A 19,586-nucleotide genomic window follows, 5' to 3' on the forward strand; every position below is an offset into this window, starting at 1 on the left:
GATCCGTCGTGCCTATGGCTATCGGGACGAGGAGTACATGAAACTCAAGATCATACAAACCTGTACCCCATGGATGGGACGCTTCCAACCATGGGCCTGGGCTCACAAAATTCCGTCATGAGCCTATTTCAGATTGTTGTCTTCGCTATGCCTTGAGCGAGCGTACGTTATCATTATGCTGCGCCAAATGTCGGGGAAACTCCCCTGGATTATCTAATCGGGTTCATCTGGATGATTCATCCGGAGCCGCTTCTCGAGATCGCCCGGGAGCATTGCCGTTGCATGAATCCCGCCGTGTGGTAATATAGCGATTCTCGTTGTTATACGGAATCGCTTGGCGCGGAGACACTGATGAATATCCTCGGTTTTTCGAGCTTCATAGACAACTCGGGCGCCGCGCTCGTCCAGGACGGGAAGCTCGTCGCCGCCGCAGAGGAGGAGAAGTTCGTCCGGCGCCGCTACACCGGGGAGTTCCCGATCAACGCGATGCAGTACTGCCTCGAGGCGGGGGGGATCGGCATAGAGGACGTCGAGCACGTCGGCTTCTTCTTCAGGCCGTGGGTGGGGATCCACACGCGCCTCGCCCAGATCGTCCGCGCCCTGCCCGATTCTCTCCACTACTACGGGACGCGCGGGAACGCCTGGTTCAACCTGATGAAGGCGGCGTCGCACACGAGGAACGTCTTCCGGAAGATGGGCCGGAAGCCGCGCTTCAAGTTCCACTACGTCAACCACCATATCTCGCACGCGGCGAGCGCGTTCTTCGTCTCCCCGTTCGACGACGCGGCGATCCTCATCGTGGACGGAAGCGGCGAGATCGCGTGCACGAGCTTCTTCAAGGGCGAGGGGAACAGGATCCGCAAGCTCGACCAGATCGACTTCCCCCACTCCATGGGGTACCTGTACGCCTCCATGAGCCACTACCTCGGCTTCAGGCCGGGGAAGGACGAGGGGAAGGTGATGGGCCTCACCTCCTACGGAGATCCTTCCGTGTACGGGAAGGAGTTCGACAAAATCGTCATCCTCGGGGACGGGGGGCGCGTCACGCTCGACCTGCGCTACTTCGACTACCCGCGCAACGGCGTGAACCCGCACGACGCCGGGCTCAACTGGGTCTCGGAAAAGTTCGTCAACACCTTCGGCCCGCCGCGCCGCTCCCACGACGCGATCGAAAAGCGGCACGAAGATCTCTCCGCGGCGCTCCAGGCGGCGCTCGAGAAGGCGGCCCTGCACATGTCCCGCCACCTCCACAAGGCGACGGGATCGAAGAACATCTGCATCGCGGGCGGGGTGGGGCTGAACAGCGTCATGAACGGCGTGATACTCAAGGACGGGCTCTTTCAGAACATCTTCATCCAGCCCGCCTCAGGCGACAACGGCACCGGCCTCGGGGCGGCGTTCGAAATCTGGCACGAAACCCTCGGGAACCCGAGGGGGTTCGTGATGACGGACGCCTACACCGGTCCCTCCTACACGGAGGCCGAGATGGAGGAGGCGCTCCGCAAGTTTAAGCAGGCGTACACCCGCCCCGCCGACATCGCGAAGGAGTGCGCCCTCCTCCTCGCCGACGGGAAAATCCTCGGCTGGTTCCAGGGCCGCCTCGAGTTCGGCCCCCGCGCCCTCGGCAACCGGAGCATCCTCGTGGACCCGCGTCGCGCCGAGATGAAGGACATCCTCAACCACAGGGTGAAACACCGGGAGCCGTTCCGCCCGTTCGCGCCCGCGATCCTGGAGGAACGGTGCGGGGAGTACTTCGACAGCGCCCATCCCTCGCCGTTCATGCTGCTGGTCTATAACGTGAAGCCGGAGAAGCGAAGCGTCATCCCCGCGATCACCCACGTCGACGGCACCGGGCGCGTCCAGACGGTGAGCCGGTCGCAAAACCCGATCTACCACCGCCTCATCGAGGCGTTCGACAGGATCACCGGCGTCCCGGTCGTTTTGAACACCTCGTTCAACGACAAGGGGGAGCCGATCGTCTGCACCCCGGGCGACGCGTTGAGCTTCTTCGTGAAGTCGGAGATCGACTTCCTCGCCATGGGCCCGTTTTTGGTGAAGAACCCCGCGACCGCCAATGCCTGACGGAGAGCACACCAGGGGAAGGGCGCCGGCCTGCATCCACGTCGACCTGGACAGCGTCGGGGCGATGGCGGCAAGCTGCGGCGTCGATCTGGAGAGGGATCCGGACCCGATCCTCCAGACGAGCGTCGGGCGATTCATCTCCCTCTTCGACGAGTACCGCGTCAGGGCGACGTTCTTCATCACCGGCCGGGACGCGGCGAGGAGGAGCACCGCGGCGCTCGTCGCCGCCCTGCGGGCGGCGGGGCACGAGATCGCGAACCACAGCATGTCCCACCGGCCGGATTTCACCGCGCTTCCCGCGCGAGAGATCGAAGCCGACATCGCCGACAGCACGAAGGCGGTGGAAAATGCCTCCGGGGAGAAGTGCCTCGGGTTCCGCGCACCCACCTACAACGTGAACGGCGCCATCCTGCGCATCCTGGAGGGACTCGGCTACGGATACGACTCCTCCATCCTCCCCACCTTCATCTCCCCGCTCTACCGGGCGTTGAACAGGCTCACCGGGAGGAGATCGTTCCCGTACGGGGATCCCCGGCACGGCGCCGCGCCGCTCGCCCCCTATCACCCGGACGAGGCGCGCGTCTGGCGGAGGGGAGGGATGGAAATCACGGAGGTGCCGATCAGCACCATGCCGTTCCTCCGGCTCCCGTTCCACGCGAGCTACGTCTTCCAGCTCGGGATGCCGGTCTTCAGGGCGGGGGAGCTCCTCTCCCGCGCCGCGGGGACGCCGCTCGTCTACGTCTTCCACGCGCGCGAGCTGGCGGACGACGGGGGGGAGTGGATGCGCCTGCTGCCGTTCAGGGCGATCCCGCTCAGCAGGAGGACCGAGCTCTACCGGGAGATCCTCGGAACGATCACGCGGCACTACGACGTGGTGGAGACGCGCGCGCTCGTCCGCGCGGCGGGGGCGGCGTGAGCGGGGGTAAACCTACCGCACCCCGATCGTCCGCCGGTCGACGGTGATGACGTAGTGGGTGTTCATCGTGAGCTGTGACGGGTCGGTCACGGGGGGCATATGCCCCGCGTGGACCGTGACGAGGTAGAGCGTCGTCCAGCCGGCGATCGCTGCCGGCAGGGGGAACCCGTCGAGGACCGTCATCCGGAACGGCGCGTCAAGACGCGGGATGCGGCGCGCGACGGGGGCGATCCCGGTCAGGACGGTCCCGTCAAGCCCGATGGTCCAGGTGCCGATCGGCGTCACGGCGAAGAGGTACGCGTCGAACCGCGCCCATATCGAGATGGAGACCCTGATCCCCAGCGTGAGCGGGTCGCCGGGGCCGAACTCCGCGCCGTTCGTCACGAGCACGACGCCGCAGTCCGGCGTCGCCGTCGGCGGGGGCGGCGTGGGCGACGGAATGCCCGTGGGAGTGGGAGTGGAAGTGGGAGTGGGAGTGATTGAAGGAGCCGGGGCGAACAGGACGCTAAGCCCCCCGTCGGGGATATAGAGCCGCCCTTCCGGACCCAGGGCGGAATGCGCGAGGAAATTGTACGTCGTACAGCTCCATGAGAGCGATCCGGCGGAGGTAAAGGCATAGAGCCGGTTCTCATATCCCCCGATGTAGATTGTGCCGTTCGAATCCACGGTGGGGGAAGAATCGTCGAGGCGCCCTCCCGCACGGTAGCTCCATGCAAGGGCGCCGAACGGCGTAAGCGCGTAAAGATTCTGATAATGCGAGCCCGCGTATATCGTCCCATCGGGGCCGATGGCGGGCGAGGCCTCGGTGAAGGTGTCGTAACTCCACTCGAGCGAGCCATCCGAGCCAAGGCGGTATAAATGGTAATCAGGAGCGCTTGTCCCGAAATAGATGCTGCCGGAGGATTCCACGACCGGAGAGCTGCTGCTCGCCCACGTCGAAACCAAGAATGTCCACGCCAGGCCACCGCCGGGGTAAATACACCGCACCTCATTTAAGCTGAGCATCAGATACACCCTTCCGTCCGGTCCGACGGAGGGGGACGTGTATTGTGAACCCCCCGAGACGGCGGACCATTCGAGCGAGCCGTCCGAGGAGAGGCAGTAGAGGCGCCCGGCCCAACCGCCGAAGTACACCCTCCCGGCCGAGTCAATCGATGGGTACGTGTAGGCGGGGGCGGAGGTGCGATAGCTCCAGGAGAGGGCGCCGTCCGACCCGATGCAGTAGAGGTTGTTATCCGCGGAGCCGAAGTGCACCCTGCCGTCCATTGCGACCGCAGCCCCGGTCCACGGGGAGACGTCCGCTCTGCATCGGTATGTCCAGAGGAGCATTCCGTCCGAATCGAGGCATGCAAGATCGTTCAACGAAAAACCTCTCGTGTATATCTCGCCGGCGGGGCCTATCGAGGGGGAACCGGCGAGGAGGCCCCGATAACTCCAAAGGAGTGTGGGAGCTGCCGGGCCCGCGGTCTGCCCTCGACCGGTGTGCGATGCATCGTGTCCGAACATCGGCCACGGGGAGTCGGCGGGTTGGGAGAGGAGCGGGGGGGGGAGCAGCAGGATGCACAACGGGAGGCACGCTACTACGCTGCGCGGTCTCATGTCATCACCGTGGCGGGGGTTAGCGCCGGCTGCGTAACCAGTATAGGAGCCCGCCGCCACTCAGTCAACCGTTGAGACCAGGGAGATTGAGCATCGTGGGGAAGGGGTGGTGCCCCACCTCGCAGGAGTGCCCCGTCGGGCCCGCCTGCGATGTGGGCCGGTCGGGGGCTCGCTTCTTCGGCGCCCGGGCCGTTCCCGGTCCTCGTCCCAGGGCGGAAACGCTGTTGAATCGCCGCGCGGTTATGCTACCCTCGTCGCCGATGGGAACGGACGCAAGAGGGGGACCATGAAAGCGGTCATCGTCGCCGGGACGCGGCCGAACTTCGTCAAGGTGGCGCCGCTTCTCGACGCCGCCGGGGCCCACCCGGGCCTCGACGTCACCCTGGTGCACACCGGCCAGCACTACGACTACGAGATGTCGCGCTCCTTCTTCGATCAGCTCGGCATGCGCGAGCCCGACATATTCCTGGGTGCGGGCTCCGGGGCGCACGGGGAGCAGACGGCCAGGGTGCTCGCCGGGTTCGAAAAGATCGTCATGAAGCTCGCGCCGGAGATCGTCGTGGTGGTCGGCGATGTGAACTCGACGCTCGCCTGCGCCCTCGCGGCGTCCAAGGCGGTCTACCGCGCCCCCGCCGCCACCGGGCTTCGAAGGCCGCTCATCGCGCACGTGGAGGCGGGGCTCCGCAGCTTCGACCGCGCCATGCCCGAGGAGATCAACAGGACGCTCACCGACTCGCTCTCCGACCTCCTCTTCACCACCTGCCGGGACGCCGAGACGAATCTCCTGCGGCAAGGGATCCCGCGGGAGAAGATCTTCTTCGTCGGGAACGTGATGATCGACACGCTCCTCGCGCAGCTTCCCTCCGCGAAACTCCCGAGGTTTCTGGAGGGGCGCGAGGGCCGCTACGCCCTCCTCACCCTCCATCGCCCGAGCAACGTGGACGAGCTCGCCACGTTCAAGGGCATCATCGAGGCGCTCTGCGACATCGCGGGGAAGATCCCGATCCTCTTTCCCGCCCACCCGCGGACGCAGAGGCAGATCGCGGAGTTCGGCCTCTGCGCGCATCTTCCCCCGCTTGCGGAGGGCGCGGCGCCGCGGGAGGGATGCGTGCAGACGCTAAACCCGCTCCCGTACCTCGAGTTCACCGCCATGATCAGGGGCGCGCGGTTCGTCCTCACCGACTCGGGGGGGATACAGGAGGAGACGACGGTCTTCGGCGTCCCCTGCCTGACGCTGCGGGAGAACACGGAGCGCCCCGTGACCGTGGAGATCGGGACGAACATCGTCGTGGGGACCTCTCCGGAGGCGATCGTGCGGGAGGCGGGGAAGATCCTGCGGGGCGAGGTCAAGCGGGGGAGCGTGCCGGAGCTCTGGGACGGGCACGCCGCCGAGAGGATCATGCGCATCGTCGCCGCGCCCCCCGTCCCGGCGCGGTGAGGCGGCCTACTTCACGCCGTACGTCTTCTTCTGCCACGCGATCGTGAGGGGGATCCCCTCGGCGAGCTTGACCGTGTAGCGGTGGTCGAGGTCGCGCCGGGCCTTCGTGCTGTCGCCCTTCTTGTCCAGCGTGTTGTGCTCCTCCACCGTGATGTACTCCACGAGGGAGTCGTCCATCTTGAGCAGGGAGAAGATCATATCGGTGAGGCTCTTGATGTCGTGGTACTCGTCCCCGCAGATGTTGTACGCCTCCCCGGGCGTGAACCGCTCCGAGATGTTGGCCATCGTCCGCACCGCGTCGTCGATGTAGGTGGACTGGCGGTGGTGGTTGAGGTAGACCTGGATCGGGAGGCCGAAGAGCGCACGGTAGATGAACTGGCAGATGGCGCTCCGGTACTCGGAGTAGTACTCGCCGGGCCCGTAGGTGTTGAAGAGGCGCACGCGCACCGTCTCGGTGCCGGCGCGGTCGGCCGAGTTCAGCACCTGGAGCTCATTGACGTGCTTGGTGATGGCGTAGTCGTTGAGCTGCCGGATCATCACCTTCGCCCAGACGTCCTCCGTCATCAGCCCCTTGTAGTCCCCGTACACCTCGGAGCTGGAGGTGATGACCATCCGGAAACGGTGCTTCTCCTGGGCGCGGATGATGTTCTTGGTGCCGACGACGTTGGTCTGCCAGAGGTTCTCGTTGAAATCCTCGCCGTTGCGACGCCCGAACTCCGCGGCGAGGTGGTAGACGAAATCGAACGGCTGCCGCTCGAAGATCTCCTGCACCTGGCGGGCGTAGCCGATGTCGCAGCGGAGGTAGTAGCGCCCATCGAGCCCGTGATGATGCAGGCGGTCGGTTACCCAGACCTCGTGGCCCCTCCGGCGGAGTTCGTCGGCGAGCGGGGCCCCGACCGTCCCGAGGCCCCCGGTGACAAGAATCTTCATCGGTTCGTATCCTCCACGGCGCGACAGGGTTTTCATCCTATCACACGACAGGGGGAAGACAAGGCCAAATACCCCCGCGCTCGTCAGGCCCCTGCCGCGCGCCGCCCGAACATGTATCTCGCCACGAGCATCCCGCTCCTCGCGACGTTGCACAGCCCGCCCAGACTTCGGATCCTCGTGAGGTAGCGAAGGATCGTCCGGGGCCTCAAATAGAACGAGCGCAGGGCGCGGCGTGAGGCGGCCACCAGCTGGGCCTTGCTCATCCCGCGGGGGACGAAGACCGGGTTCCAGATGCTCATGCTTCCCCACTGCTCCTCCAGGACGCCGTGCGCGGAGATCTCGTCGTAGACGGGGCTTCCCGGGAACGGGGTGAAGAAGCTCACCTGGAAGCTGTCGAGCGCCGCCTCGCGGGCGAACAGGATCGTCTCCCGGATCGTCTCGGCCGTCTCCCCCGGGCTCCCCAGCATGAAGTAGCCCTTGGTCTGGATGCCGGCGGCCCTCGTCCAACGGAGCGCCCGGAGCGCCTGTTCCCGGGTGATCCCCTTCCGGAGCGTATCCAGGATTCTCTGGCTGCCGCTCTCGATGCCGTAGTCGATCTGCCAGCACCCGGCGCCTTTCATCGCCCCGAGGAGCTCGGGGTCCACCATGTTGACGCGCGCCTGGCAGGACCAGCTTATGTCCAGCCCGCGGGCGAGGATCTCGTTGCAGAAGGAGAGGACGTGCCGCCTGCTGATGACGAAGGTGTCGTCCGGAATGCGTAGATCGCGGATGCCGAACCGCCCGGTCAGTTGCTCCACGACCCGCATGACGTACGGGATGCTGTTCCTCCGGCACCTGTTCCCGAAGGTCTTCAGATCGCAGAAGATGCACCTGCCGGGGCATCCCCGCGAGGTGATCATCGACGTCGAGGGGAGCCGTTTGAAGTTGTGCGCGGCCGGCCGGTAGACGCGCGCCAGGTCCGGGAGCAGATCGTAGGCGGGCATCGGGAGCGTGTCGAGGTCCTCAATGAAGGGGCGCGGCGGCGTCACGGTCACCCCTCCGCCGCTCCTGAATGCGATCCCCCGCACCGATGCGAGATCACCGTCGCGCCGGAGCGTCTCGAGCAGCTCGAGGAGGGTCCGTTCGCCCTCGCCGACGACGGCGATGTCGAACGAGCCGAAGAGGGAGAGGGTCTTCTCGGGGACGGCGGTCACGTGGGGGCCGCCCACAAGGACCGCAATCCCCGGGAGGCGCTCCTTGAGCAGGCCCGCAAGGAGGCCCGCGTTTTCTATGGCCACGGTGGCCGCGCTGATCCCCGCCGCCGCGGGGCGCAGCGCCGCCGCGCGCCTCGCCGTCTCCTCCAGGGAGAGGCGCTCGGCGACGGCATCGATCACGGAAACCGTCTTCCCCGCCTCCCGGCAGACGGCGGCGAGGGACGCGAGGCCCAGGGGGGGCAGGACGTTTTCCGCGTTCTCGTAGGGACCGTATACCTCGCCCCGCCTGAGCGGAGGATAGATGAGGACGATGTCGCTCACGGATTGACTCCTTGGACCCTATTGTATAGTATGACGGGACACAGAGCCATTCGTAATTCTTCCGGGGGCCGGCGCGGGAATCGACAGGGCCGCGCACGCCCGCGGTACAACGGCAGGATACACGCATGCTCTTCATCGTTCTCCCCGCGTACAACGAGGCGCACTGCATCGTCGAGCTGATGGATTCGATCGCCGCGGTGATGGCGCGCCCGTCGCTGAAAGGCAGGCGGTACCGGATCATCGTCGTGGACGACGGGAGCACGGACGGCACGGGGGAGAAGGTGTTGAGCGCGGCGGGGAGGATCCCCTCGGAGCTCGTGCGACACGACGTCAACAGGGGGGTCGACAGGGCCTTCCACTCCGGCTTCACGCGAGCCCTGGAGGAGGCCGGGGAGGATGACTGCATCCTCACCATGGACGCCGACAACACGCACCAGCCCGCCCATATCGAGGATCTCCTCACCGAGATCGAGAAGGGGTACGACGTGGTGGTTGCGTCCCGCTACAGGCCCGGCAGCGTGGTGCGGAACGTCCCGCCCGGGCGCCTGTGCCTGAGCTGGATGGCGCGGTTCGTCTTGACGGCCCTCTTCCACGTCCCCGGGATCACCGACTACACGATCTTCTACCGGATCTACCGTCCGTCGGCGCTGCGCCGCGCGTTCGACCGATACGGGGAGAGGATATTCGAGGCCCCCGGCTTCACCAGCATGGCGGAGCTCCTCATCAAGCTCCACCGGCTCCCTCCGCCCCGTATCCGGTTCTCCGAAACCTCCACGGTCCTTCTCTACGGCATCAAGCTGGGGCCGAGCAAGATGAAGATACTCAGGAACATCAGGGAGTACGCACGGATGATCGTCCGCTTCAAACTCGGCGTCTGAGCATGCACCGGTCCGAAGGATCCCGCGATACGCTCCCCGTCTCCCTTCTGATCGCCGCCGTGCTCCTCTTCTGGGCGCGGCTGCTCTTTCTCGGGCAGATCCCCGTCATACGGGACCCCGGGCACCTGTACGAGGATTACCTCTCCTACATCCCGGCCCTCCAATTCATCCGGGAGGCGCTGTTCCGGGGCGAGTTTCCCCTCTGGTCGCCGTGCTCCCAGGCGGGGATGGTGCTCTTCGCGGACCCCCAATACACCGTCGCCTATCCGGTCACCCTCCTCCTCAGCCTTCTCCCCGCGCCGTTCAACTTCGCCTCGATCGTGATCGGGCACCTGCTCCTCGGTGCGGTGTCGCTCTACGGTCTCTGCCGGACGCTCCGCCTCTCTCGCGCGGGGGCGACCGTTGCCTCCTTTATCTACGCCTTCTCGTTCCCCGCGATCTTCGGCTTCCTCCTCATCAATGCCGTCTGGCCCTGGCACTGGCTCCCGCTCATCCTCCTGTTCGTCGCGCGCTACGCCGAGGAGGGGGGGCGGCGATGGCTCCTTCCGCTCTCGCTCGTCTGGGGGCTCCAGATGTTCACCTACATCCAGAGCACCTACGTCATGATGTTCCTCGCGGCGCCGTTCGCCCTCTGCCTCCTTCGCCCCCGCCGCGGGAACGGCGGCGTCGCGGCGTGCGCCGTCCGCATCCTCGGGCTCGCCGCGGCTCTCGTCCTCGGCACGCTCGCGGCCTCCGCGCTGCTCCTCCCCCTCCGCGAGTTGAGCGGTCAGGTATCGTACAAGCCGTTCACCTTCGAGGAGGCGGCGATATTCCCGCTCCCCAAGGAGATCGCCCTGGAATCGCTGCTCTCGGGCAGGCCATGGGATTCGTTCTTCGCCGCGAACTGGAGCTCCACGTTCTACATGGGCGCGGGCGGCATCGCCCTGGCCCTCTACTCCCTCGTCGCCGTCCCGCGAAGGCGGCTCGCGTTGCTCCTCGCCGCGGTATGCGCCCTCGCGCTGCTCCTGGCGCTCGGCGATCGGACCCCGCTCTTCTACCTCTTCCACCGCTGGATGCCCGGCGCGACGCGGTTCCACGCTCCGGTCAGGTTTCTATGGCTCCTCCCGCTCCCGATCTCGCTGATGGCGGGGATGGGGCTTGACGGCCTCGGCGCGCGGAAGGGCAGGCGGGGGAGGGAGTGCTTCTTCTTCGCGGCCTTGTTCCTCTGCGCGGCCCTCCTATGGCTCGGGAGAGAGGCGGCCGTTCGCCCGTTCGCCCTCGTCCCCCTCTCCCTCTCGGGCCTGCGCCTCCTCGTGGTGGCGTCGCTCGCGGCGGCGACGATCGCCGTCGGGAGGGCCCTCGGTTTCGTCGGGAAGGGGCTGACGGCGGCGCTTCTCGCCGGGCTTTCGGTCACCGAGGCGTGCGGTTGCTTCTCCTACATCTCGTTCGTCGACTTCAAGGAGAAGTACGCGGTCCCGGCGACGGCCCGATTCCTGCGGGAACGCGCCGGCCTCGCGCGCTTCTTCTCCTACAACGGGGCGCGCCGCAACTACGCGACGGCGTTTCCCGACGACGATGCCGTTTCGATGCTGTACCCCGAGCTTTCCAACTACTTCGGTCTGTACGACATCCAGGCGCGCGGGCCGCTCAGGGTCGAGCGCTACGACGGCCTGATCAAGGCGATGAACAGGCGCCATGAGATGTTCAGGGAGCGCGGCTCCTACCAGGCCGAGGTGCGGAACTTCCTCTCCCCGGTCGTCGACCTTTTCGGGGTGCGCTTCATCGTGAGCAAGGGCGCGCTGCGTGTTCCGTGCGAGGTGATCTATCAGGACCCCCACGAGATCCACCTCCGTGCCGGTGAGTCCGCGACGCTGCCGGCGGGGCGCACCGTCTCCGCCGGCGCGATCGTGCTGGAGTCGTTCCTGGAAGGGGCCGCGGGCGCTGCCCAAGGGGAGGCGGTGGCCGAAATCGTTCTTCAAGCCGGGGGGAGGGAGGTGGCGGTCGTCCCGGTCAGGGCGGGCGTACACACGGCCGAGGTGTTCCGGGCGCTCTCCGCGGGCCGCAAGACTCCCGTCGCACACAGCCGACCCGCCGCGCAAGACAGATGGGTGGAAAGGGACTGGGACGGGAACGCCGTGGAGGGGGCGCGCTTCAGGGGCGTCTTGAATCTGCACGGGGCGCCGCGGTTCGACGCGGTCACGGTGAGGTATCTTTGCGCGGACGGGCTCCTCGCCGTGACGGGCGTGCTCTTCCTTCCGGGGGACCGCGGGGAGATCGAGGAACGAATCCGGCGCCGGTTCACCCCCGTCTTCAGGGACCCTGCGCACGGGATCATCATCTACGAGAACCGGGACGCGCTCCCCCGCGCCTTCCTCGCGGAATCCGCGATTGTCGCCGAGGGCCCGCAGCACGCCCTCGACCTGCTCCTCGGCGGCGCCGTCGACCTTTCCCGCATCGTCATCCTCGAAGAGGATCCGCCCCCCTCCGCGCTCGGGCGCACGGGGCCGGGATCGGGCGCGGGGGAGGTCGAGATCACGGACTATTCCCCCGCCCGGGTCGAGCTGAGTGTCCGCGCGCTGGGCGACCGGATTCTTTTCCTGAGCGATATTCATTACCCGGGGTGGGAGGCGACCGTCGACGGGAAGGCGGCAAAGCTCTACCGGGCGGATTACGCATTCAGGGCGGTCTTCGTCCCTGCCGGCGAGCATCGCGTGGTGATCCGGTTCAGGCCCAGATCGGTCGCCGTCGGGGCGGGGATCAGCATCTCCCTCGGGTTTCTCCTCTCCGCCGGCGTCGTCGCGGGGTTCCGGAGAGGAGCAGGAAGGCGGCGCTCCCCCGGTCAGCGCCTCCCCGGCTCGACGACCATCAAACCGTCATCCTTGATGTAGAGCCCGGCGACCTTTCCCTGCCTGTCGCGCCAGAACCGGGCCTGCCTCGTGTCGCCGATCCTCTCGTAGAGAACGGTGAGATTGTGGCAGGGGGTATGGTAGCCATCGTGAAGCTCGATCGCCCGGAGCAGCGATGCCTCGGCGAGCGGCGCATACTTCGACCCCATTTTCATGTAGATCGCGCCGAGATTATTTATCGGCGTGGGGCTTGAGGGCAGGAGGGCAGCGGCCTTCCGCGTGGGCTCCAAAGCCTCCCGGAGCTTCCCCCTGTAGAAGAGCGTTTCGCCCAGGCACAACTGCGCCTTGTATGAGGACGGATCGATCTCCACCGCCCATCGCAGGCACGTCTCGGCGGTGTCCAGATGGCCCATCAGGTCGTACGCGCGTCCGGCATCGGTGATCAAGGAGGCGAAACCGGCCGCCTCGTCGCGCGCCCCGGCATTCCGGAGGATGATGCCCATGGCGTAATGGAATCCCAGCTCGTGCGGTATTCCACCCGGGAAGAGGACGCGCGCGGGTTCCTGGAGCCGGCCCCCGTAGTAGCCGTAGTAGGTGAAGCCGTTGATGTCGGGGTAGACCTCTTGGTAGGGTCTCAGGATGGGGAGGAAGACCCTGATCTGCGCGCCGCCGTCGTGCGTGAGCAGCAGCGTCACCGGGGAATTTTGGGAGTCCGGGCCGAGATATCTGATCCGCATGAGCGCGGGATGGTCCGGGGGGAACGCCTTCCCCGGTGCGAAATGCTCCTTCCCCGCCTGCACGGTCAGGGCGCCGAGCAGGATCTCCTCGGGCTTCTGCATATGCCTCTGCACGAACTCCCACGTGTGCCTTCCCTCAAGCCCGTCCTTCCCTTCGACAATGCAGGCATCTTCGATCCGCCGCACCGAGCCTCTGTGTTCATGCCAGGCGAGTTGCAGGATGCGCGGGATCTCCGGGGCGGGTTTGCGAGTCAGGATCTCCTTCATCCCAACGACCGCCTCCTCGTGGAGGCCCCGCCTGGAGAGGGCGAGGCAGAGCTCTGTGCGCAGTGTGTCGTCCGCCGGGTCGAGGGCGAGCGCCCGCCGGTAGAGGGGGATCGCCGCGTCCAGGTTTCCTTTCCCTGCGGCGGCGGCCGCCCAGGCGACGAGCACGTCGCGCGAACGCTCGCGGCCTTCGTCGCCGAGGGCCTCGAATGCTGCCAGCGCCTTCTCATGTTCCCCGGCGGAGAGATATAGCTCCCCGAGGAGGCGGCTCCACTCCGGGTTGTTTGGATCGCGCACCCGCAGCGCCTCGTAGCGGGGGATCGCGTCGCCGGGGGGGCCATGCTTCCCGAGGAGACGGGCGAGACGCAGATCGAGGCCGTCGATGCGGGGATCCAGCTCCTCGGCCTTCCGGTAACATTCGATCGCGCGCCCCGTCTCGCCACGCTCCTCGTGGGCGACCCCCTCGGCGTAGAGGAGGCCTGCCGTTTCCGCGGAGAGATCCGTCGCGGGATCAACCGCCGCGGCCGCTTCCAGCCTCTCGTGCGCTTCCGCGAAAGCGCCTTCCGCCGTGAGTTCCGTCGCCTGTTCGGCGAGCTCCCGCGCGAGGGGCTCGTCGGCGGGGATGGCGGGATCGGCCCGGCGCGCCTTCCGGATCTCCTCCGCACCCTCGCGGTATTCGCCGAGCCGGATGAGGGCGGCGCCGAGTGCGTGCCGGGCGCGCGCGTCGTCGGGGGCGAGGGCAAGGCTCCGCCGATAGGCGTCCGCCGCCTCCCGGTGCCTCTGCAGCCGCTCCTGCATCTCGGCGACGTTGCGGTACGCCTGGACCAGGACGGGTTTCATCTCGATCCCCGGCGCGAGGTTCGTGATGAGCGTGAAGCGGTCGATCGCCTCGCCGAGTTTCCCCTCCCGCATCCGGAGCTTGGCGAGGGCGTAGTGCGCCTCGACGGAATCCTGGTCGATGTCGAGCGCCGCGCGGAGCATCCGCTCCCCCTCGTCCAAGCGGCCCGCGTAGAGCGCCTCCTTCCCCATCGCGCAGTGGACGCGCGCGCGCGCCTTCCTCGCCCTGCGGTAGTCCGTCTTGAGCCCCTCCGCCTGCTCGTACGCCTCGATCGCCGCCTTGTATTCGCCGCGGGCCTCGAGCACCGTGCCGAGGTTGAAACGGACCTCGGCGACATCCCCCCCGCGCAGAATCGCGTCCCGGAGGGAGCGCTCGGCGTCGTCGAGCCTGCCGAGCTTCCCGTAGGCGATGCCGAGGTGGTGGTGGGCGTCCGCGTAGGAGGGGTCGAGCTTCACCGCGTTCTCGAGGGCGGCGGCCGCCTCCCGGTACTTCCCCTCCTCGATCAGGAGGCGCCCCTGCACATTGTAGGAGACATGCGTGGCCCGACGGGCGCGTCCGAAGATGAACGCGCAGACCAGGAAGAGGAGGGCGACCAGGGAGATCGTCCACAGCCTCAGGTTCATGGCGCTATTGGAATCTCAAGTGGGGGCGGAAAGGGGCATCCCCCCGTGATCTAGAGCGGGATGGCGTCTTCGCGCGTTTCCGATGATGAACACGAGAGATCCGAGAGCATAGATGACCGCCGCGAGGAGCATGACGAAGGAGAAGCCGAGCTCGATCGCAAAGATGATGCTGATGACGGAAGCGAGAATGGACGCGCCGGCGTTTATTCCCCACGCCCATGGGATGAGCGATTCGTACCGGGCGCGCTGTTTGAGAATGGTCAGCCCCGATGGGAATGGCATGCCCATGAAAAACCCCAGCGGAGCGAGTATCGCCAGCGAGACCTGGATTTTCACGAAGCTCGAAGAGCCTGAAAAAGAGCGAAAGAGATCGTCGAAGAAGAAGAAGCACACCGCCAGCAGAAGCACGATGGCCGAGACCGCAACCGCGATGAGCGCCAGCTTCGCGGTGCGCACAAATCCGGACACGAGGCTTCCCAAGCCGGAGAACAACAGTATCGAGGAGAGCACAAGTGCGATGGAGTAGATCGGATGGCCGAGGAAGAGCACAAGCTTCTGCATGAAACTAATCTCTATGAACATGAATCCAATCCCGATGGCGAGGAAGTACGCGACGAAGTGCCAGCTTCCGCGCATCGTGAGCCCTTCCTTCTTGAAGCCGAGGAGCGGGATGATGATGAATAAAATCACCGCGACGGCAACTTGCAGCACCAGCATCAGCAGGGTGAAAATGGCCCAGTTCCCGCGGGCGAAATCCTGCATGTCGTCCGCCGGGCGATCTCTTCGCACCTCGCTCATGAGAGCGTTTTCCCACTTGGTGTCCTCGAAGAAGAAGGGCCTGTCGTCGTAGACGGGGGAGACCTTGTAGGGATACTGCTGATAGAAGGATTCCAGTGTCCCGCCCCTCCAATGTCGAAAGAGTTGGGTATAGGGGCTGGACGGTGAATCCGATGGATAGGCAAGCTTGATCTCGCCGACTTTGGCCGGATCAGAAAGCGTCCGGAGTTCATCCTCCGTGAACGGGCTCTTCTTGAAGAGCGTGACGCCCCATGTGGGAAGCTCGAGGACGGCAATATGCTTGTCGGGATCGGCAACCCCGAGCCTCTCAAAGGCGCGGATCCCGACGCTGCACAATCGTAGATGCTCCCGCGGGACTGTCCAACGCCACCGGGAGATGGCGAGGACGCCGCCGGGCGTGAGCTTCTTCAAGTAATCCTCGACCGCCTCAACCGTGTAAAGGTAATTCTCCGAGAGGACATAGGCCCCTGACGAGAGCGCCGCGAAGGTATCGACTCCCGTCATCTGGATGATGTCGAAAGTCTTTGAGGTGCTCCTGACGTAATCGCGTCCCTCCGATTCGATGATCTCCACGTTTTTCCTGTTGAATATATCCCCGTTGAAATCCTTGAAGATCCTTTTCCCCACGTCGATGATGACGGGATTTATGTCCACGCCGGTGATGTGCCGAGCCCCTCGTTCGAGACCCCACACAATATCAGGCCCCGCCCCTACGCCGATGACGAGCACCTCGGGATTTTTTACGAGAGCGTATGCGAGGCAGTTTATGTGGTACGAGGAAACCTGAGGGAGAGGGCCGGGCGGGAGGCGCATCATGAACGTGTTCGCAGTCCCGTCCTGAGTGATGAGCTTGTAGTCGATGGAGGTGGGGGTGAGGAACCGAAGGTCGGTGCCGGGGCAGGAGGATACATCCACCCGGGTGAGGGGATGCCACTTGGTATATTCCACCCGCGCCACCGGCCTGTGATACACGTGGGCGAGCTCCTTGTGCCTCTCCGGCCGTATCTCGATCAGGCTGGTTTTCCATTGGGCGCCGATCGCCGCTATCCCTATGAATACGGCGATCGTCGCTGCGGCCAGGCCGTCCTTGCGGAGCCGGTTGAAGCAGAGGGAGGCGCACGCCGCGAGCAGGGCCAGGAGGAAGAGGAGAGTCTCTCCCCCCACCGGCCCGATCAGGTAGAGAAAGATGAAGCACCCCAGGGCGGAGCCCGCCATGTTGAAGAAGTAGATCGTGCCGATCGCCATCGTGAACCGGGTGATCGCTATCGCGATGATGGAGCCGGCGAGGATGTACGGCGGCACCAGGACCGCATAGCTGAGGACGATCTTGTAGAGCTCCCGGTAGCTCATGAGGGAATGTTCGAGATCGATGCTTATCCGGCACACCAGCGTCATGCTGACGACGATGGTCGCGGCGAAGACGAGCGAAAGGACGCCGAGGAGACGCTCCGGCTGCAGGCGTGCCGGCCATCGGCAGAGGGCGAGGATCGTGCCGCCGATGCCGAAGCCGAGCATGGCCACGGTAACGATAAGATAGACGATATGATTCCAGTACAGTATGGCGAGGATGCGCGTGTGGAGCAGCTCCAGCGCGATAGTCACCGCTGCGATGAGCAGAACCCCTATGAGCGGCCACGTATCTCTTCGATTCATCTGACCCCCATGAAACGTTGGCGAGAACGAATGGCGATACCCCTTGCGCGGGGCCCTAGTATCATACATCGGGATGGCATGAGTCAAGGCCGCGCAGCGCCGGGCTTTTCCCGGATTCCGAAAAATCGGCTTCAACGCGCGCCCCGCAGCTCACCGGGCAGGCACAGTGAAGCGCTGCGGCGGAAAGCTAAAGGTCGAAAACAGACCTGTCGACTATTCGGAGCCCTGTCCGCCCTGAACATCTGTGTTCCCCGCGCCGGTTGATCGAGGCCGGCCGGGGATTGTGGAGTATGGACGCCGCGGGTTTCAACAGAGTATAAGCGTGCCGTGCATCGCGAGGCGGCATACGTGCGCAAAGCCGATGATCGCGCATGCCCATAGCGCCGCTTTCGCGAACAGTGCGGCTCTGCCCCCCCCGTTCAAGGCATGCCCCAGCCCGCGCCCTCCGAAGATCATCAGGGGGAAAGACAGCGTGGTCAGGTAGTGGATCTTCCACATGTTCGCAGGCGCCGCCATGAGCGTGGCGCAATAGACGGCGGAGAAGAGGAGGAAGAAGTACCCCTTTCTGTCGTTCGTGAAAGGGAACGCCAGGGCGAGGAAACCGGAACAGATAAGGGCGTACCTCAAAAAACACGGCCGCGATCCGGGCTGGTAGAGGAGCACGGTGCCGAACCTGCTGAAGTTCTCCCAGAGCATGATGTTGAGCCACGGTCGCAGAACCCCTTTTGAATGGCCGTAGGCGAAGAGACAGAGGAGGAAAAGGGCGAAGCAGAGGATGATATACGTGAATTGCCTGAGTGCCCATTTCCATTCGTGCCACAAGAGGGCGTAGCACAGGAGGCCGGCCGCGCAGAAATAGTAACCCGCCCACCCGGAGAAGCACCCCATCAATGCGAAGAATACAAACCATCCGCGGGATTGTTCGAACATACAACAGAAGGCGAGCATGATACAGAGAACCATGAAGTGAGTCATGAAGTGGAGAGATACGCCGGCGGTCAAGACGACGGTCAGACTCAGCGCGCCCACGACCATGGGAATGCGCGCGCCCCATGCGCCATGGGCAAGGTAGACGCTTACGAAGAGGAGCGCCGCCAGCACCGCGTAGGCGACCTTGTTGATCGCCGCCATGTCCCTCCCCATTAAAATATAGCCGAACGACCCGAAGATATAGCTCAGCGGTGGGTTCGTCACGGCATAGCCCTCCATCTCGGGAGTGCCGGGGCTGTGGTAGATATAGGGGCGCTCAACCAGGTTTGACGCGAAATCGTCCGCCTCCATTATGTCGTACATCAAGACGCACGTGACGAAGCGGTACCTCCTGTCGAACTCCCGCAAGAACTGGTCATGCGTGAGGCCCGTGAAGTCGAGGACGGTGCACGCGGCGGGCGAGCCCGAGGCGTCCGTGAAGCGGAGCACGATCTCCCGTTCTCCCGGCGGGAGCGTGAGCTCCAGCGCCGCGACCGCCTGGTTCTGGAATCGAACCGCCCGGCCCTGGTCGAGGAACGGCTCGGGGACGGCATAGTTCTTTTCGGCCTGCCCCGCCGCGACAGTGAATTCCCCGGGGACTGCGGAGCGAACGAGGTACCCGACCGTCGCCGTCATCTCCTCCGGCCTTGTATTGGTGATCAAGGCCCGCCCCTCGCCCCGGGGGAGCTCCACGAAGCGCCCGTCCATGGATGCGCCGCCGCCTTCATAACGGAGCGAAAGCGGCAGGGGTTTGCCGGGGAAACGGATGCGCGCTGCCTGCTCGATCAGCCAGTGGTCCTGGGGGCCGAGGGAGGTGTAGCCGCTGAGGAAGGCGAAGAGCAGGATGAATAAAATTACGGCAGCGGCGCAAAAGAGAAGCGAAAACGGCAGGTCGTTCATTACACGGGGGTGCCTCCGGGAATGGAGGAGCCAGAGCAGCGAGGCGCCCGCCGCAAACGCCATGACGGAGAGAAGGATCGGTCGGTCCACCGCGGTGCCGCCAAGCTTGATCAGCGAGGTGGCGGCAACGAGGTACGCGACGTTCGCCGCGAAGCCGCAGGCGAGCAGCTCGGACAGGGGCATCGCGTTTCGCCTTGAAAAGGAAAGCACGAGCGCGGTCCCGGGGACGAAGAAGATCAAGGCGAGCGCCGCACAGTCGTGGAGCGCGTTTCCCGCGCGGAGGAGCAGGTGCGGCATCCATGGCCCGCCCGAAACGGGGGAGAGAAGCGGCCACCCCGCGCAGAAGGCGAGTGCCAGCAGATCGCCCGCGATCACGGCGCGGGCGCGTCTCCGTTCCGATCCATGCGCTGCGCCCATCAGAGGCATTCTACCACAGCGCGGCCGTCCGCTCCACGCCGCCGTCCCCGCGGGCCGCGGCCGGCCGACGGCAACGCAGGGGATCATGCAACAAAAAGTGTGGGCTTTCCGCCGAAGGGCTTAGTCAAATAGCCGGGCACAAGCTCTCCGGATTTATACACGACATACGTAAACAGCGCCAAATTGAGGTTTGCTCGTCCCTGGA

Annotated in this window: 11 protein-coding genes; 5 read left to right on the forward strand and 6 right to left on the reverse strand. The window is 65.4% G+C overall.

All coding sequences use genetic code 11. The features are described 5' to 3' along the window. Positions 1–351 precede the first annotated feature (351 nt). Entirely contained in the window at positions 352–2,082 is a 1,731-nt protein-coding gene (locus GXY35_11050) for a carbamoyl transferase (GenBank protein NLW95113.1), read from the forward strand. Then, a complete protein-coding gene (locus GXY35_11055) occupies positions 2,075–2,998 on the forward strand; it encodes a polysaccharide deacetylase family protein (protein ID NLW95114.1) in 924 nt (307 codons plus the stop codon). Before GXY35_11050 ends, GXY35_11055 begins: the two co-directional genes overlap by 8 nt. A 12-nt stretch (positions 2,999–3,010) precedes the next feature. On the opposite strand, the gene GXY35_11060 is transcribed toward GXY35_11055, so the two are convergent. Next, complete coding sequence (locus tag GXY35_11060) at positions 3,011–4,597, reverse strand: PQQ-like beta-propeller repeat protein (GenBank protein ID NLW95115.1); 1,587 nt, start codon at positions 4,595–4,597, stop codon at positions 3,011–3,013. A gap of 286 nt (positions 4,598–4,883) precedes the next feature. Here GXY35_11060 and wecB point away from each other — a divergent pair, with 286 nt between their 5' ends. After that, positions 4,884–6,035 carry a UDP-N-acetylglucosamine 2-epimerase (non-hydrolyzing) gene (wecB, locus tag GXY35_11065; protein ID NLW95116.1) on the forward strand — a complete coding sequence of 384 codons (1,152 nt, stop codon included), beginning with the start codon at positions 4,884–4,886 and terminating at the stop codon, positions 6,033–6,035. Positions 6,036–6,041: 6 nt separating this feature from the next. Here the strand turns inward: wecB and GXY35_11070 are convergent, their stop codons facing one another. Both GXY35_11070 and GXY35_11075 read right to left on the reverse strand, forming a co-directional pair. Continuing rightward, positions 6,042–6,965 carry an NAD(P)-dependent oxidoreductase gene (locus tag GXY35_11070; GenBank protein NLW95117.1) on the reverse strand — a complete coding sequence of 308 codons (924 nt, stop codon included), beginning with the start codon at positions 6,963–6,965 and terminating at the stop codon, positions 6,042–6,044. 83 nt (positions 6,966–7,048) lie between these two features. Next, positions 7,049–8,479 carry a radical SAM protein gene (locus GXY35_11075; protein ID NLW95118.1) on the reverse strand — a complete coding sequence of 477 codons (1,431 nt, stop codon included), beginning with the start codon at positions 8,477–8,479 and terminating at the stop codon, positions 7,049–7,051. 125 nt (positions 8,480–8,604) lie between these two features. Between GXY35_11075 and GXY35_11080 the strand changes: the two genes are divergently transcribed. Together GXY35_11080 and GXY35_11085 are read left to right on the forward strand one after the other, a co-directional pair. Continuing rightward, the gene (locus tag GXY35_11080) at positions 8,605–9,357 is read left to right on the forward strand and encodes a glycosyltransferase family 2 protein (protein NLW95119.1); all 753 of its coding nucleotides are present in this window, start codon (positions 8,605–8,607) and stop codon (positions 9,355–9,357) included. 2 nt (positions 9,358–9,359) lie between these two features. Beyond that, complete coding sequence (locus tag GXY35_11085; GenBank protein ID NLW95120.1) at positions 9,360–12,224, forward strand: YfhO family protein; 2,865 nt, start codon at positions 9,360–9,362, stop codon at positions 12,222–12,224. On the opposite strand, the gene GXY35_11090 is transcribed toward GXY35_11085, so the two are convergent. The 3 genes from GXY35_11090 to GXY35_11100 form a co-directional block, all read right to left on the reverse strand. Then, entirely contained in the window at positions 12,176–14,644 is a 2,469-nt protein-coding gene (locus GXY35_11090) for a tetratricopeptide repeat protein (GenBank protein NLW95121.1), read from the reverse strand. The genes GXY35_11085 and GXY35_11090 overlap by 49 nt on opposite strands. A 15-nt stretch (positions 14,645–14,659) precedes the next feature. Beyond that, entirely contained in the window at positions 14,660–17,095 is a 2,436-nt protein-coding gene (locus GXY35_11095) for a hypothetical protein (GenBank protein NLW95122.1), read from the reverse strand. 306 nt (positions 17,096–17,401) lie between these two features. After that, positions 17,402–19,381, reverse strand: a complete 1,980-nt coding sequence (locus GXY35_11100) for a hypothetical protein (GenBank protein NLW95123.1) — start codon at positions 19,379–19,381, stop codon at positions 17,402–17,404. Positions 19,382–19,586: the final 205 nt, after the last annotated feature.

It is taken from the genome of Chlamydiota bacterium, assembly GCA_012729785.1.
Classification (GTDB): domain Bacteria; phylum Auribacterota; class Tritonobacteria; order UBA1439; family UBA1439; genus UBA1439.

What these genes read in the sequence shown, in the direction of transcription:
- GXY35_11060 (NLW95115.1), bottom strand. Translation starts at nt 4,597, where the DNA reads ATGAGACCGCGCAGCGTAGTAGCGTGCCTCCCGTTGTGCATCCTGCTG.
- wecB (NLW95116.1), top strand. Translation starts at nt 4,884, where the DNA reads ATGAAAGCGGTCATCGTCGCCGGGACGCGGCCGAACTTCGTCAAGGTG.
- GXY35_11090 (NLW95121.1), bottom strand. Translation starts at nt 14,644, where the DNA reads ATGAACCTGAGGCTGTGGACGATCTCCCTGGTCGCCCTCCTCTTCCTG.
- GXY35_11055 (NLW95114.1), top strand. Translation starts at nt 2,075, where the DNA reads ATGCCTGACGGAGAGCACACCAGGGGAAGGGCGCCGGCCTGCATCCAC.
- GXY35_11100 (NLW95123.1), bottom strand. Translation starts at nt 19,381, where the DNA reads ATGGGCGCAGCGCATGGATCGGAACGGAGACGCGCCCGCGCCGTGATC.
- GXY35_11050 (NLW95113.1), top strand. Translation starts at nt 352, where the DNA reads ATGAATATCCTCGGTTTTTCGAGCTTCATAGACAACTCGGGCGCCGCG.
- GXY35_11070 (NLW95117.1), bottom strand. Translation starts at nt 6,965, where the DNA reads ATGAAGATTCTTGTCACCGGGGGCCTCGGGACGGTCGGGGCCCCGCTC.
- GXY35_11095 (NLW95122.1), bottom strand. Translation starts at nt 17,095, where the DNA reads ATGAATCGAAGAGATACGTGGCCGCTCATAGGGGTTCTGCTCATCGCA.
- GXY35_11080 (NLW95119.1), top strand. Translation starts at nt 8,605, where the DNA reads ATGCTCTTCATCGTTCTCCCCGCGTACAACGAGGCGCACTGCATCGTC.
- GXY35_11085 (NLW95120.1), top strand. Translation starts at nt 9,360, where the DNA reads ATGCACCGGTCCGAAGGATCCCGCGATACGCTCCCCGTCTCCCTTCTG.